Below are 14,364 nucleotides of genomic sequence, written 5' to 3'. Positions count from 1 at the left end.
TAGGACGAGCGCGGATGCAGGCCCGACCATGAGCGATGTTCAGGCGAAGGCCCCTGCCCCTGCCCCGCTCGACGAGGTCATGCTGGCGATGGACGTGGTCGACACGCTCCGTCACCGGCAGGACCTTGCCGTGCGTGAACTCGAAGGGGTGACCCGCGAGCAGCAGCTGATCGACAAGCTGCGCGAGGTGTATCGCCACCAGGGCATCGAAGTGCCCGACCATATCCTGCGGGAAGGCGTGGCGGCGCTGGCTGAAAGCCGGTTCGTTTATGACCCGCCCACTCCGGGCTGGCGCACCACTTTGGCGCGGCTTTATGTTGGCCGCAAACGCTGGGGCAAGCCGGTAGGCGCGCTGCTGCTGGTGCTGCTTGTGTGTGCCGTCGGCTATTTCGGCGCCTGGCGGCCTTATCAGTCGAGCCAGGCTGAGCAAGCGCGGATCGAGCTCAGCGAAGGCCTGCCCGCGCAGATGGACATGCTCTACCAGACCATTTTCGAGGAAACCAAGGTGCAGCAGGCCGTGGTGGAGGCCGAAGTGCTGCGCTCACGGGGCAAGGCCTTTGCGGCCGAAGGCAATCGCGCGGGCGCGGAAGACGCGGTCAAGCGCCTGACCGACCTGCGTGATCTGCTGCGCCAGCAATATACCCTGCGCGTGATCAACCGGCCCGATCAGCAATCGGGCTTCTGGACCTTCCCCGAGATCAACACCGCCGCGACCAATTACTACATCGTGGTGGAAGCGGTGGGGCCCGATGGGGACGTGTTGTCGCTGCCGGTGCTCAACGAGGAAACCATGGAAACCGAGACCGTTTCGGTCTGGGCCATTCGCGTGCCCGAGGCGGTCTACAACGCCGTCGCCGCCGACAAGCGCGACAATGGCATCATCGAAGCCAATGAAGTGGGCCGCAAATCGGATGGGTTCATGCAGGTCGAATATCTGATGCCGGTTCTCGGCGGGGCGTTGACGCGGTGGTAAAGCAATGAGCATCCGCGGACCCCAGGCCCTGGCCAGCCTCGACGAGGCCATGCGCGACATCCGGCGCGAAGAGGACGAAATCTCGCGCCGCCTCGCCCGTTCGGCCGAACGGCTGAGCAAGATGCGCGAAAGCGAAGCCGAGCTGTTCCGGCAGCTGGCGCAATTACGCCTCGATCCGGGCGTGCAGGGCGAACTCGACGGGCGCATTTCGCTGGCCGAAAGCAAGGCGCGCGAAATGCTCAAGGACCATGCGCGCCATCTGAGCCAGGCCGAGGAAGGGCTCGCCGCCGCGGATGCGGAGTTGGCGGGGCTGACCGAGCAGCGCGCCCAGGCGCTGGCGGAACTCGAAACAAGGCAAAGCGAGCTCAAGGCACTGGGCGCGCGCCTCCAGGCGCAGATCAGCACCGACCCCGCCTGGATCGCCAAGCGGCAGGAGGCCGAGGAACTCGCCGAGATTGCCGCCCAATCCATGCGCAAGACCGAGCAGGCGGAAGCCGACCAGGCGCAAAAGGGCAGCCCTTATCGCAGCGATCCGCTGTTCATGTATTTGTGGGATGCCGGTTATGGCACCTCGCGCTATCGCGCCAACAATCTGGTGCGCTTCCTTGATGGCTGGGTCGCGGGGATCGTCGGCTTCAACAAGGCGCGGCCCAATTTCGCCATGCTCAACGAATTGCCGATGCGCCTGCGCGAACATGCCGAGCGCCAGATCGCCAATGCGGAAGCGGCGCAGGCCGAGCTCGACCGGCTCGAACAGGTCGCCATCGACGAAGCGGGCGGTCGCCCCTTGCGCGAAGCATTGGCCGCAATGCAGGCGCGCATCGAGGCGATCGACGCCGAGATCGTCGCCGCCGAAGATCGCCGCGATGGTGCCGCCCAGGCGCTCGGCGCAATGGCGCAGGGGCGCGATCCCTCCTTTGCCGAAGCGCTCGATACGCTCGCGACCGAACTGGGGCGCGAGGATATCCAGACGCTGCTGGCCGAAGCGCGGCTGACCCGCACCGGGCGCGACGACACCATCGTCGCCCAGATCGACGATGCCCGGGCGCGCATGAAGGAAGAAGACGCCGAGGTGCGGGAGCAAAAGGCGCGCCTCAAGACCCTCGCCGCCCGCCGGCGCGAGCTCGAGGACATCCAGTGGGAGTTCAAAAAGCAGCGGTTCGACGATCCCCGCTCGAGCTTTGGCGAAGACCGGCTCGTGGGCGACATGCTCAACGATTTCCTGCGCGGGGGCATTTCCGCCGCCTCCTACTGGGAGCATTGGCGGCGCTCGCAGAACTGGAACCCCGGCACCAGTGATTGGGGTGGCGGCGAAGGCCTGCCCAATAACGGGCGCAGCGCCAATCCCTGGCCTCAAGGCGGGGGCGGCTTCCAATGGCCCGAAGGCAGCTTTGGCGGCGGCAGCAGGCGCGATGGCGGCGGCGGTGGGCGTCCGCCCGCAGGGGGCGGCGGCTTTTCGCGCCCGCGCACCGGCTCAGGCGGCACGCGCAAGCATGGCGGGTTCAAGACGGGCGGCGGGTTCTAGCATCCGCCACCCGATCTCCGGCCTCTCAGGCCGGGTTGATGAAGCCGAACACCGCAGCGGCATTGCCGCTCTGCTCGGCAAAGCGCTGGCGATGCACGCGCTGCACCAGCACCTCGCCATTCTCGGGTCCTGCCGCCAGCAGCTGCATGGTTTCGCTGATGTAGTCGGCCAGTGGCATGGCATTGGGGTCATTGGCCTGCTTTTCGCCCTGCAGCGTGGTTTGCACATAGGGCGGCGCCAGCTCGATCACCTCCACACCCGTGTGGCGCAGCTGATGGCGCAGCGACTGGGAATAGCTGTGGATCGCCGCCTTGGTGGCGCTATAGGTCGGGGTCGACGCCTTGGGCACGAAGGCCAGGCCTGAGGAGACGGTCAACACCGCCGCCTGAGGTTGCGCCAGCAGATGCGGCAGCAAGGCAGCCGTAAGACGGATCGGCCCCAGCAGATTGGTCGCGACCGTTGCCTCGGCGATCGCCAGATAGTCCCCCGCGACCAAATCTTCATCGACCATGATCCCGGCATTGTTGATCACGGCGTTGATCGCGGGAAAGGCCGCGATCACCCGCTGGGCGAAGTCGCGGACCGCCTCGGCGTCGCTCATGTCCACGGTGAATGCCGCCATGCCGGGATTGGCGGCGGTGACCGCATCGAGCGCGTCCTGGCGCCGCCCGCTGATGATCACCTGGTTGCCCGCCCGGTGAAAGGCCTCGGCCAAGCCCCGGCCGATGCCGGAGCCGCCGCCGGTAATTAGAATGGTGTTGCCGCTCATGCGCATGAAAACTCTCCTTGGCATGTGTCGCCAAGAGTTAAGCCGCATACTCTCCTACGGGAAGTAGGCACGCAAAAGATCCATACGCACCTGACGGAGAGTGTCGATGCCGCAAGAAGTTTCAGCCCCCTCGATCTACCAGTGGAGCGAACGCGCTGGCGGCAAGCCGCTCGACCCCGAACTCGATCGCCTGGTGCGCGACATCATCAGCAAGGTCGCCGACAAATGGACCATGCTGATCCTCGAAGCCCTCAATGATCACGGCACGCTGCGCTTCACCGATGTGGGACGCAAGGTCGGCGAGATCAGCCAGAAGATGCTGACCAAGACCTTGCGGCAGATGGAAGCCGATGGCCTCGTGCAACGAACCGTGCATCCGGTGATCCCACCCCATGTGGAATACAGCCTCACCCCGATGGGCCGCAGCCTTGGGGGCGCGTTTTGCGGGGTGTGGCTGTGGGCGGAAGAGCATCACGCCGCTATCGAGGCGAGCCGCAAGGCCTTTGCCGAACGTAATGGCGCGGCTTAATTGGCGGTTGGGGTCGCCATCAGTTCCCAGACATTGCCTTCGCTGTCGGCGAAGTAAGCCGAGTAGCCCCATTCGGACGATGTGCCCGGGGTAATGATCGAGCCACCCGCCACCAGCACCTGGTCGAGAATGGCATCGACTTCGGCGGCATCGGCGGCACGGTGGCTGAGCACAAAGCCCGGCGAGCCCGCTACGGGGGCTTCGAGCCCCGCGGTCTCGGCAATCTGGGTGCGCGGGAACAGCACAAAGCTCAGCCGCTCATCGAGGAAAAACGCCACATGGTCGTCCCCTGCCCCGATCTGGTCGTCGCCCAGCTCGAACAGCGCGCGGTAAAAGGCAAAGGCGCGCGGCAGATCATCGACGCCGATGGTGATGATGCTGATGGTTGGCTTCATGGCTGGCGCGCTCCTCGGGCGGTCTCAGTAGGCGTTATTCGTAGTACACGCTGATGCGCTGGCCGCCGATCTCATGGACCTTGATGTCCATCTCGTAAATGCCGGACAGCACTTCGGGGCGGATCATTTCGTCGGCCGGGCCTTGGGCCGCGACCTTGCCATGCTTCATGGCGATGATGAAATCGGAATACCAGGAAGCAAAATTGATGTCGTGCAGCACCAGCACGACCGTCTTGCCCAGCTCATTGGCCGCCTTGCGCAAGAGCTTCATCATGCCCATGGCATGCTTCATGTCGAGATTGTTGAGCGGCTCGTCGAGCAGCACATAGTCGGTGTCCTGGCAGAGGACCATGGCCACAAAGGCCCGCTGGCGCTGCCCGCCCGAAAGCTCGTCGAGGAACCGGTCCGACAGCTCGCCCAGATTGAGATAGCCAATGGCATCGTCGATGCGCTTTTCGTCGTCGCGCGTCAGCCGGCCGCGCGAATAGGGGAAGCGGCCAAAGGAAACGAGGTCGCGCACGGTCAGGCGCGCGGTCATGTGGTTGTCCTGGCGCAGGATGGACAGGCGCCGCGCCAGCACTTCGCTGCCGGTCTTGCTGACATCGAGCCCATCCACGGTGACGGTGCCCTTGTCCATGCTCATGAGGCGGCTGACCATGGACAGCAGGGTCGACTTGCCCGCCCCATTGGGCCCGATAATGGAGGTGATGCCGCCAGCCGGAATGGACAGCGTCACGCCATCCACCACGCAGCTGGCACCATAATGTTTGGTGACGTTGGTGGTGATGATCATCGCCCCGCCCTCCGCAAAACCAGGAAAATAAAGACGATACCACCGAGAAACTCGATGATGATCGAGAGCGCCGTATCGAATTCAAATATGCGCTCGAGCACGGTTTGCCCACCCACAAGGCAGATCACGGCCAGCAGGACGGCCGTCGGCAGCACATATTTATGCTTGCTGTTGCCGACCAGCGAATGGGCAAGGCTCGCCACCAGAAGGCCGAAAAAGGTCACCGGGCCCACAAGTGCCGTCGACACCGCCACCAGCACCGAAACCATGATCAGCATGGCGGTGATGGTGCGCTTGTAATTGACCCCAAGATTGATCGCATTGGCGCGCCCAAGGGTCAGCACATCAAAGACCGGGATCATCCGGACGACGGCGATGGTCACAACCGCCAGCACGGCATAGGCGAAGAGGAGATGGTCGGTGTCGACGCGCGAAAAGCTGGCGAAGAAGCTGTCCTGCAGCACGTTGAAGGCATTGGGATCCATCAGGCGCTGCATGAAGGAAATCACGCTGCGGAACATGATGCCAAAGACAATGCCCACCAGCACCAGCAGGTGCAGGCTGCGCTCCTGCCAGACGAACAGCCAGGAGAACAGCGCGCTGGCAAAGCCGATCATCACCACCATTTCGAGGAGGAAATGCAGGTCGGAATTGAGGCTGATGAGGCTGCCAATGCCGAAAAAGAACACCAGCGAGGTTTGCAGCAGCACGTAAAGGCTATCAAAGCCCATGATCGAGGGCGTGAGGATCCGGTTATTGGTGGCGGTCTGGAACAGCACGGTCGACAGCGCCACCGAGTAGCCGACGAGGATCAGACCGAGGAGCTTGCGGCCGCGGAACGGGATCACGAAGCTCCAGCTGCCCTTGGCCCCCAGCGTCATGAAGCAGACGATGGAAACCAGTGCCAGCAGCGACAAAACGACGATCACCAGTACCGGCCGGGTCCAGGTGCGGCGCGAAATGCCCAGGAACGGGGCGTGAGCCGTGGAGAGATCAGGCGGCACTGCGACGGGTCCTGAGCAACAGATAAAGGAAGATGACACTGCCGATGACGCCGACAACCACGCCGATGGGAATCTCATAGGGGTAGCGGATCACCCGCCCCAGGATATCGCAGGCCACCACGAAGGCCGCGCCCGATACGGCCACCCAGGGCACGGTGCGCCGCATATTGTCCCCCACCAGGAGGCTGATGACATTGGGGACGACAAGGCCGAGGAAGGGGATGATGCCGACGGACACCAGCACCACCGCGCTCGAAATCGAGACGATGATGAGCCCCAGGGTCATGGTCTGGTTGTAGTTGAGCCCCAGATTGGTGGTGAAATCCTCACCCATCCCCGCAACCGTGAAGCGGTCGGCGGCCCAATAGGCGGCGACGGCACAAACCAGCCCGATCCAGAGCAGTTCATAGCGGCCGCGCAGCACGCCGGAAAAATCGCCGAGCTCCCAGGCGAGCAGCGACGGCAGGAGCCCGAAGCGATAGGCAAAAAAGCTCGTCACCGCGCCGATAATGCCCGAGAGCATGATGCCGATCAGGGGCACGAGCAGCACGTCGCGCGGCGGCACGCTGCGGATTACGCGCAGGAAGAGGAAAGTGCCGGCCAGCGCAAACAGCGCCGCCACCATCATCTTGGCCATGATGGGCCAGCCCGGCGCCAGGAGCGTCACCAGCAAGAAGCCCAGCAGCGCCGATTCCGTAGTGCCCACCGTGCCCGGCTCGACAAAGCGGTTGCGAACGACGATCTGCATGACAAGGCCGGCAATGGCCATGGAGGAGCCGGCGAGCAGCAGCGACAGGGTGCGCGGCACGCGGCTGATCAGCAGCACCTGCATCGGCCGCCCTTCGGGGCCACCCGAAAACAGACCCGCCAGCGTCACATCGGTGACCCCGATAAACAGGCTCGCAATCGCCAGCAGAAGCGTGGCCACACCAGCGATAATCAGCAGCGGCAAGGCCCGCATGGCACCTCATTCTCAAATGGCAGAACCCGGCGGAATGATCCGCCGGGCTGAATGATTGATCGCTAGGGGCCGGTGTTAGCTGTTGAGGCCTTCCAGCACCTGATCGAGCATCAGCATCAGGCCGTTATAGCCATGCATGGTGACATAAGCGGCTTGAGGGTCGAGGTAAACAATGTGACCTTCCTTGGCGGCGGTGGTCTGGTTCACCAATTCGTTGTCGAGCAGGGCGGCAGCAGCGCCGGTGTTCTCGCCAACGCCGGCATCACGGTCGACCACGAAGAGCCAGTCGGGGTTGGTTTCGAGGATGAACTCGAAGGAAACGCTGTCGCCACCGTGATCGCCATCTTCCACATCGGCCATGGCCGAGGGCATGCCGAGTTCATTGTAGATCCAGGCGACGCGCGAGCCGGGGCCGTAAACGCCGACATTGCCGGCATTGGTCACGAGCACGAGCGCGGTGCCCTTGCCCTCGGCCGCAGCTTTGACTTCGGCAATCTTGGCTTCGAGATTGGCGTTGAGTTCGGCGGCCTTCTCTTCGAGCCCGAAGATTTCGCCGAGCTTGGTGATGTTGGCTTCCACGCCCTCGACCAGATCGGCATTGTCGACCGTCAGGTCGATGGTGGGCAGGATTTCGGCGGCGGTCGGGTACGCGGTGCGCGAGCGGGCGGCGACGATATAAAGATCAGCGTCGGCGGCAGCGATGCCTTCGAAATCGGGCTCCTGGAGCGAGCCGATCTTGAGCGCGTCGGCGGGAACGGAGTCAGCGAGGTAAGCGGGCACATTGGACGAGGGAATGCCAGCGACCGGAACGCCGAGCGCGGTCAGGTTGTCAAAGGCGGCCCAATCGGACACCAGCACTTTTTCGGGTACGCCGGTGATGGTGGTTTCACCCTGGGGATGGGTGACGGTGACTTCCTGAGCCTGGGTGCCCAGGCTGGTAAAGGCCAGCGCGCCAGCGACGAGCGCGGCGAGCAAGAAGGGGGTGCGGGTGATGGTGTTCACGAGACTTCCAATCCAGGGTTTGGGCAAACAGCTCAGCACTGCCAGTTTAAGCTGACGTTGCTTGTCGGGTTACCTAACCGGGCGGAAGCGCCAAGTCAAAAGATAGTTGAGGCTGCCACTCACCTATACAGAGCGAGTGGCGCCGGAGTCTTGGTCCCTAGTGGCTGTGCTCGCCCTCGGGCGCGTCGGCGGGGGCATCATCGGCGTGCTCGCCCGCGCCATGCGCCTCGGTCGCATCGGCGGCCTGCACGGGGATCTCGATCTCGACCGGGCCGGCATGCTCGAACACCAGGGTCACCGGCACAGTCTCGCCTTCAACGAAAGGCTGCGTCAGGCCCAGGAACATGATGTGCAGCCCGCCGGGCTCGAGCGCCACGGTTTCACCCGCTTCGATGGTGATGCCGTCAGCCAGGGGGCTCATCTTCATGACGTCCCCTTCCATCTTCATCTGGTGCAGCTGCACCGTGCCCGCGGCGGGGGAAGTGGCGGAAACCAGCCGGTCGGCCGCGTCGCCCGTATTTTCGATGGTCAGATACCCGCCAGCGACCGGGGCATTGGGCAGGGTGGCGCGGGTAAAGGGCACCGAAATGTTGAGGGGGCCGTGATGCACCACTCCATTATGAGCAAGGGCAGGCGCAACGAGCAGCAGGGCAGAAACGATGGCGGCGGCACGGAAACGGCGGAACATCGGAGTGATCCTGGGTGAGCGGATGAACGGCGTCAGCTTAACGCGCCACTAGGGCGTAGGTGCATAGGTTTCGCTGACCAGCGACAAAAAGCCCTTCACCGGCGCTGACAGCGGCGTCGAGCGGCGGCGCGCCACCAGCAATTGCCGCATGGCCCAGCTATCGGCGAGCGGGGCGCAGGCGAGGTCCGTACCCGCCAGCAGATGTAGGCTCGTCGAGCGCAAAAAGCCGATGCCAAAGCCCGCTTCGACCATGCGCACCAGCGCAGGGAAACTCTCCACGCGCAGGCTTTCGGTCAGCTTGCGGCCGTCGCGGCGGGCGGCTTCAGCGAGCAGGCGATCGAGCGCGCCGGCATGGTGGATGCCCACAATGGCGTGCTCGGCCACCTCGGCAAAGGCAATGCCGCTGCGCGGCTCGAGCCGGGCTGCCAGCGGATGCTCGGGCGGCGCCAGCACCCAGACGCGGTCATCCTCGAAAGGGCGGGTTTCAAAGCGGGCGAAATCGTAATTGTCCGAAACAATGGCCACATCCGCCCGGCCTTCATCGAGCGCCAGCAGCGCGCGGGCGGCGCCCATTTCCATGATGTCGAGCCCGATGCCAGCATGGCTCTGGCTATAGCCGGCCAGCAGTTCGGGCAGCCGCCCGGTCAGCGCCGAACCGGTGCAGGCCAGGCGCAGGCTGCCGCGCTGGCCGGTGGAAAAGTCCACCATGGTGGCGTCGAGATCGGCGATGGCGCGCAACACGGTGCGGCAGCCCTCGGCATAGGCGCTGCCGGCAGCCGTCAAGCGCACGCCATGGGCGGAGCGGTCAAACAGCGCCGTGCCCAGCCGGTTCTCGAGATCCGATACGCGCCGGCTGACGGCGGAAGACGCAATGCCCTCGCGCTCGGCGGCGCGCCCGATCGAGCCGGTATCGGCCAGCAGCAAAATCAGGCGTGCGGTGACGCTGTCGAACGGTGCCATCCCATCTCCCTGGCTGAGCCCACTGATAGGGCGTTCAGAGCACCAGGGAAAGGCCGCGCGCAAGATAGAAAATGCCGATGGCCGAGACGATCCAGCGCGTCCAGCTGCGGAAATTGGCGTCGGTCACGCGCTGGAGGATCCAGTAGCCGGCGCTGGTGCCGGCCACCGCGAAAGGCGCGGCGAGCGCCACGCCCAGCCATTCTCCGGCGCTCAGCACCATGGTGGCGTTCCAGTAGAACACCACTTTGGCCCCATGCGAGAGCACCTGCACCGCCGCCTTGGTCGCGACGATCCGCCGCCGGTCCATGGCTGTGCGGATGAAAAAGATATCGACGGTCGGCCCCGATACCCCGACCGCAAGGTTGAGCCCGCCCCCGAGCATGCCGCAGAGCACGGCATGATGGGGCTTGCTGGCATCGAGCCGCAGCCAATCGGCGGGAATCCAGACAAGGATCGGCAAAAGACCGATGGCGATGCAGACGGCTGCGAGGTCGGGCGTATAGCGCACAATGAACAGGATCGTGGCCGACACCAGGAGCCCCAGTGTGATCCAGCCCATGATGCGCCAATCGATAAAGGCGCGCGACAGCCAGGCCCGCGACCCGTTGGCGATGATCTGGATGGCGCCCTGCACGGCAATGGCGGTGCCCACCGGCAGCAGCGCCAGCAATATGCCGAGGAGGATCAGCCCACCCGCCATGCCGAAGACGCCCGACAGGGTCGAGGTCAAAAACACCGCCCCCAACAGGGCAAGCACCGCTCCAAGGCTCAGCATAACGGCTCCCCTATTACCCGTGCCTTCTGCCCGGCAGGGCAGCCGCGCGCCAGCACGGATCGGGCATGGCCCGGTGCTTTCCCGGCAAAGCTGGCGCGGTCAGGTGGAGGCAGCCTTGGGGCCGGCGGCGATCACCTCTTCGGGGATGTCGTCAAAGGAGGCGTAGTTCATGTTGTAGAGCCGGGCATAAAGCCCGTTCTTGGCCATGAGCTGGTCGTGATTGCCGTTCTCGATCAACTCGCCATTCTGCAGCACGATGATACGGTCGGCCCCGCGAATAGTGGCGAGCCGGTGCGCGATCACGAGCCCGGTGCGCCCTTCGAGCACGGTCAGGAGCGCCTTCTGGATCTGCCGCTCGGTATAGGAGTCGATATTGGCGGTGGCCTCATCGAGCACGAGAATCCTGGCATCGGCCACCAGCGCCCGGGCAAAGCTCAAGAGTTGGCGCTGCCCCAGCGACAGATTGGAGCCGCGCTGCTCGAGCATGGCATCGTAGCCATTGGGCAGCCGCTCAATGAACTCATGGGCGCCCACCGCCTTGGCCGCAGCCACCACCTGTTCGCGCGTGGCATCGGCCTTGTTGTAGCGGATATTGTCGAGCACGCTGCCGGTAAAGAGGAACGGCTCCTGGAGCACCATAGCGACCTGCTCGCCCAGCGATTCCTGCGTTACATCGCGCACATCATGGCCACCCACCAGCACCGCGCCGCCCTGCACCTCATAAAAGCGGTGCACGAGGGCCATGGCGCTGGTCTTGCCCGAGCCGGTGGGGCCGACCAGGGCGACGGTTTCGCCCGGATTGACGCGGAAGCTGACATTCTTGAGCACGGGATGATCGGCGCGATAGCCGAAGGTGACGTTGCGGAATTCGACAGAGCCATCCATGTCCCCGGTCAGCGCGACCGCGCCGGGCTTGTCGGCAATGTCGACGGGTACGTCGAGCACTTCGGTGATGCGCTGGCCCGAGCTCATGGCGCGCTGCATCACTGAATACTGCATGGTGAGCGAGCGGATGGGATCGAAAAAGCGCTGGATATAGAACAGGAACGTGACGATCACGCCTACCTGCAGCCCCCCATTGAGCACCATGGAGCCGCCCACCACGATCACGACAGCCATGGCGATGCCGGTGAGGCTATCAACGATCGGCACCATGACCTGGGCATATTTGGATGCCGTCAACTGGGTCTTGAGGTTGCCGAAGGCCTTGTCGTCGTAGAGGTCGAAATTGACCCGCTGGCGATCAAGGTTCTGCACCGTGCGCACGCCATGAATGCCTTCGGCCAGGGCGCCGGCGGTCGAAGAATTGGTTTCGTGGGCGGCCATGAAGGCGGCCCGGGCCCGCGGCAGCCAGAAAATGCGCACGACGAACAGCACCGGCATGGTGGAGAGCGTCAACAGCCCCAGGCGGAAGTCGAGCGTCAGCAGCACGACGACAATGCCGACCAGCAGCACGATGTCGCCCACCGAGATCACCGAGGTTTCCAAAAACTCCTGCATGGAATTGACGTCACCCTGCAGGCGACTCATCAGGCGCCCGACTTCGGTCTTGTCCATGAAGGACAGCGACACGCGCTGGAGCTGGCTGAACATGGCGCGGCGCATATCGAACAGCACGTTTTCGGCCACTTCGCCGACCACGGTTTCCTGCACATAACTGGCGCCGAAATTGAGCAGCACCACGACGCCGAAGGCGACGACGGCCCCGATAAGGTTGGCATGATCGCCGCCTGCGGTCATGCCGCGGTCGATGGCAAAGCCGATGATCAGCGGAATGGCCAGCTGGGTGAGGGTAAAAACGATAACCGCCGCCACCGCCAGCAGCATGCGCCGGCGATAGGGATGCACAAAGGCCCAGATCCGGCGGATGGTCTTGGGGTCATAGGCCTTGCCGAAGATTTCTTCCTCGATCCGGTGCGAGCCGACGGTGGCGCGCGGCGGGCGCTGGCCGCGATCGACCGGATGGTCGTCGTCATGCTCGATAACGCTCATTGGGCCGCACTCCCCACGGCAAAGTCATCGGCATCGACCGGCTTGACCTGCAGGTCGTAGAGCGCGCGATAGCGACCATTCTGGGCCAGCAATTGCTCATGGCTGCCGCGCTCGACGATCTTGCCGCCATCCAGAAACAGGATCTGGTCGGCATGCATCAGTGAACTCAGGCGGTGGGAGATGATGAGGGTGACGCGATCCTGCGCATAGCGCTTGATGGCGCTGCGGATGCGGTGCTCGGTACCCGCATCGATGGCGGCGGTGGAATCGTCGAACACCATCACGGCAGGCTTGAGCACAAGGCTGCGCGCGATCGACAGGCGCTGGCGCTGCCCACCCGAGAGCGACACACCCCGCTCACCCACCACGGTGCCGTATTGGGCAGGCAGGCCCATGATGTAGTTGTGCAGCTGGGCGCTTTCGGCCGCCCCGGCAATGGAGCGCTCCTTGGCCCAGGGATCGCCATAGGCAATGTTGTTTTCGATCGTGGTGGTGAACAGGAACGAGTCCTGCTGCACCACGGCCACGGCGCGCCGGAGCGAGGCCAGGGTCACGTCATTGACGTTCTGCCCGTCGATGGTCACCGCCCCGCCGCTCACTTCGTAAAAGCGCGAGATCAGATGGGCCAGGGTCGACTTGCCGCTGCCGGGGGCGCCGACAATGCCGATGGTCTGACCGCGCTTGGCTTCAAAGCTCACCCCATCAAGGGTGGGATACAGCGCGCCGGGATAGGTGAAGTGCACATCCTCAAAGCGCAGCACGCCTTCGCCTAACTTGAGCGGCTTCGCCTCGGGCTTGTCGTCGATTTCGAGCGGCTGGTCGAGAAAGTCGAACAGGCGCCCGCCACAGGTGGCAGCGCGGGCAAAGCTGTTGACCATCATGCCGAGCTGGCGCACGGGCATTTGCAGAATGGTCATGAAGGTCAAAAACGAAGCGAGGGTGCCCACGGTCATGGTGCCGTCGATGACCTTGTTGCCCCCGAACCAGAGCACCAGCCCCATGGCGGCAAAGAACGAAAAGGTCATGGCGCTGGTGTTGCGCACGCGAATGCCGACGCGGGTATGGGCGAGCTCCAGGGCTTCGGCCGAAGCGCGGTCGAATTTGGCGAGCTCGAATTTCTGGCCCGAAAAGGCGCGCACGACACGAATGCCGCCGAGATTCTCTTCCATCACGCGGGTAACGGCGGACAGTTTGTCCTGCAGCATCAACCAGGTCTTGCGCAGGGTCAGCTGCGCGACCGAGGAGCGCCAGGCGACAAAGGGCACAAAGCTCAGGCTCAAGACGCCCAGCAGCGGATCGGTCGAGATCAGCAGATAGGCGCCCAGCCCGATCAGCACGGACAGCAGCACCATGCGCACGAGCCCTGTCGAAAAGAACATGCGCACGCCGTCGAGGTCGAGCAGACCGATGGTGATGAGATCGCCGGTATGGATGCGGTCGTGGAAGGAAAAGCTCAGGCGCTGCACCTTTTCATAGAAGGCCAGGCGCAGTTCGTAGCCGATGGTGTGGCCCACCGATTCACTGAAATAGTTCTGCGCCAGGGTAAAGAGCCCGCGGGCCACAGACACGGCCAGCAGGAGCAGCGCCGTGGTCCAGAGCGCCCGCTCGCCGGCATCGCCCGCCACCAGAATGCCCTGCGCCTCGTCCACTGCGCGGCCCAGCAGACGCGGAATGGTCAGCTGCAGGCCCGCCGCGATCACCGTCGAGCCGATGGCAATGGTGACCTGCCAGGGATGGCGCAGCGTGAGCTTGGTGATGCGCCACAAGACGCCGGTGCCTTTACCGGCATGGACAGAGGCCAGGTGAGCGCGGGGGTCAGCGCGCCCACGGACGCGGCCAGCCGAGGGGGTGGTCACAGCAGATCCAGACTTCAAAAAGGGTGCTCCGGTGGGGCGCAGGGCAGCCACCGGGTGCGACAAATCAACTCGTGGAATTATTCAACGCCCATCGTCCGTACCATTCAAGAGGCAATTTGCGCAAAAAAGCGCCACGCCCGGC

The 14,364-nt window shown here is 64.2% G+C and carries 14 protein-coding genes; 3 read left to right on the top strand and 11 right to left on the bottom strand.

Going from position 1 to position 14,364, the window contains the following annotated elements:
- Window positions 1-28 precede the first annotated feature (28 nt).
- Both AC3YMN_RS17625 and AC3YMN_RS17620 read left to right on the top strand, forming a co-directional pair.
- A complete protein-coding gene (locus AC3YMN_RS17625; protein ID WP_489891033.1) occupies window positions 29-973 on the top strand; it encodes a DUF6384 family protein in 945 nt (314 codons plus the stop codon).
- Window positions 974-977: 4 nt separating this feature from the next.
- Complete coding sequence (locus AC3YMN_RS17620) at window positions 978-2,498, top strand: hypothetical protein (protein ID WP_489891032.1); 1,521 nt, start codon at window positions 978-980, stop codon at window positions 2,496-2,498.
- Window positions 2,499-2,523: 25 nt separating this feature from the next.
- Here the strand turns inward: AC3YMN_RS17620 and AC3YMN_RS17615 are convergent, their stop codons facing one another.
- Window positions 2,524-3,273 (bottom strand): SDR family oxidoreductase, encoded by a 750-nt coding sequence (locus AC3YMN_RS17615; RefSeq protein WP_489891031.1) that lies wholly within the window; start codon window positions 3,271-3,273, stop codon window positions 2,524-2,526.
- Between the two features lie 100 nt (window positions 3,274-3,373).
- Between AC3YMN_RS17615 and AC3YMN_RS17610 the strand changes: the two genes are divergently transcribed.
- The gene (locus AC3YMN_RS17610; protein ID WP_489891030.1) at window positions 3,374-3,796 is read left to right on the top strand and encodes a winged helix-turn-helix transcriptional regulator; all 423 of its coding nucleotides are present in this window, start codon (window positions 3,374-3,376) and stop codon (window positions 3,794-3,796) included.
- Here the strand turns inward: AC3YMN_RS17610 and AC3YMN_RS17605 are convergent.
- The 10 genes from AC3YMN_RS17605 to AC3YMN_RS17560 all read right to left on the bottom strand — a co-directional run bounded on the left by AC3YMN_RS17605 (window position 3,793) and on the right by AC3YMN_RS17560 (window position 14,168).
- Window positions 3,793-4,191 (bottom strand): VOC family protein, encoded by a 399-nt coding sequence (locus tag AC3YMN_RS17605; protein ID WP_172122387.1) that lies wholly within the window; start codon window positions 4,189-4,191, stop codon window positions 3,793-3,795. The genes AC3YMN_RS17610 and AC3YMN_RS17605 overlap by 4 nt on opposite strands.
- A gap of 34 nt (window positions 4,192-4,225) precedes the next feature.
- Window positions 4,226-4,984, bottom strand: a complete 759-nt coding sequence (locus tag AC3YMN_RS17600; protein WP_172122386.1) for an iron ABC transporter ATP-binding protein — start codon at window positions 4,982-4,984, stop codon at window positions 4,226-4,228.
- Window positions 4,981-5,946, bottom strand: a complete 966-nt coding sequence (locus AC3YMN_RS17595; RefSeq protein ID WP_489891116.1) for an iron chelate uptake ABC transporter family permease subunit — start codon at window positions 5,944-5,946, stop codon at window positions 4,981-4,983. The genes AC3YMN_RS17600 and AC3YMN_RS17595 overlap by 4 nt, the downstream gene beginning before the upstream one ends.
- A 31-nt stretch (window positions 5,947-5,977) precedes the next feature.
- Window positions 5,978-6,949 carry an ABC transporter permease gene (locus AC3YMN_RS17590; protein WP_489891029.1) on the bottom strand — a complete coding sequence of 324 codons (972 nt, stop codon included), beginning with the start codon at window positions 6,947-6,949 and terminating at the stop codon, window positions 5,978-5,980.
- 75 nt (window positions 6,950-7,024) lie between these two features.
- The gene (locus tag AC3YMN_RS17585) at window positions 7,025-7,951 is read right to left on the bottom strand and encodes a siderophore ABC transporter substrate-binding protein (RefSeq protein WP_489891028.1); all 927 of its coding nucleotides are present in this window, start codon (window positions 7,949-7,951) and stop codon (window positions 7,025-7,027) included.
- Between the two features lie 157 nt (window positions 7,952-8,108).
- Window positions 8,109-8,639, bottom strand: coding sequence for a copper chaperone PCu(A)C (locus AC3YMN_RS17580; protein ID WP_489891027.1), 531 nt, complete (start codon window positions 8,637-8,639; stop codon window positions 8,109-8,111).
- 48 nt (window positions 8,640-8,687) lie between these two features.
- Window positions 8,688-9,599 carry a LysR family transcriptional regulator gene (locus AC3YMN_RS17575; protein ID WP_489891026.1) on the bottom strand — a complete coding sequence of 304 codons (912 nt, stop codon included), beginning with the start codon at window positions 9,597-9,599 and terminating at the stop codon, window positions 8,688-8,690.
- 34 nt (window positions 9,600-9,633) lie between these two features.
- Window positions 9,634-10,374, bottom strand: a complete 741-nt coding sequence (locus tag AC3YMN_RS17570; protein ID WP_173088794.1) for a TSUP family transporter — start codon at window positions 10,372-10,374, stop codon at window positions 9,634-9,636.
- Window positions 10,375-10,473: 99 nt separating this feature from the next.
- Window positions 10,474-12,366 (bottom strand): ABC transporter ATP-binding protein, encoded by a 1,893-nt coding sequence (locus AC3YMN_RS17565; RefSeq protein WP_489891025.1) that lies wholly within the window; start codon window positions 12,364-12,366, stop codon window positions 10,474-10,476.
- Window positions 12,363-14,168, bottom strand: coding sequence for an ABC transporter ATP-binding protein (locus AC3YMN_RS17560; protein WP_489891115.1), 1,806 nt, complete (start codon window positions 14,166-14,168; stop codon window positions 12,363-12,365). Before AC3YMN_RS17560 ends, AC3YMN_RS17565 begins: the two co-directional genes overlap by 4 nt.
- Window positions 14,169-14,364: the final 196 nt, after the last annotated feature.

This window comes from Devosia sp. Z11_6 (genome assembly GCF_058133665.1).
Note: the sequence above shows the minus strand (reverse complement) of the source record. Positions and strands in the feature narration are given on the sequence as shown.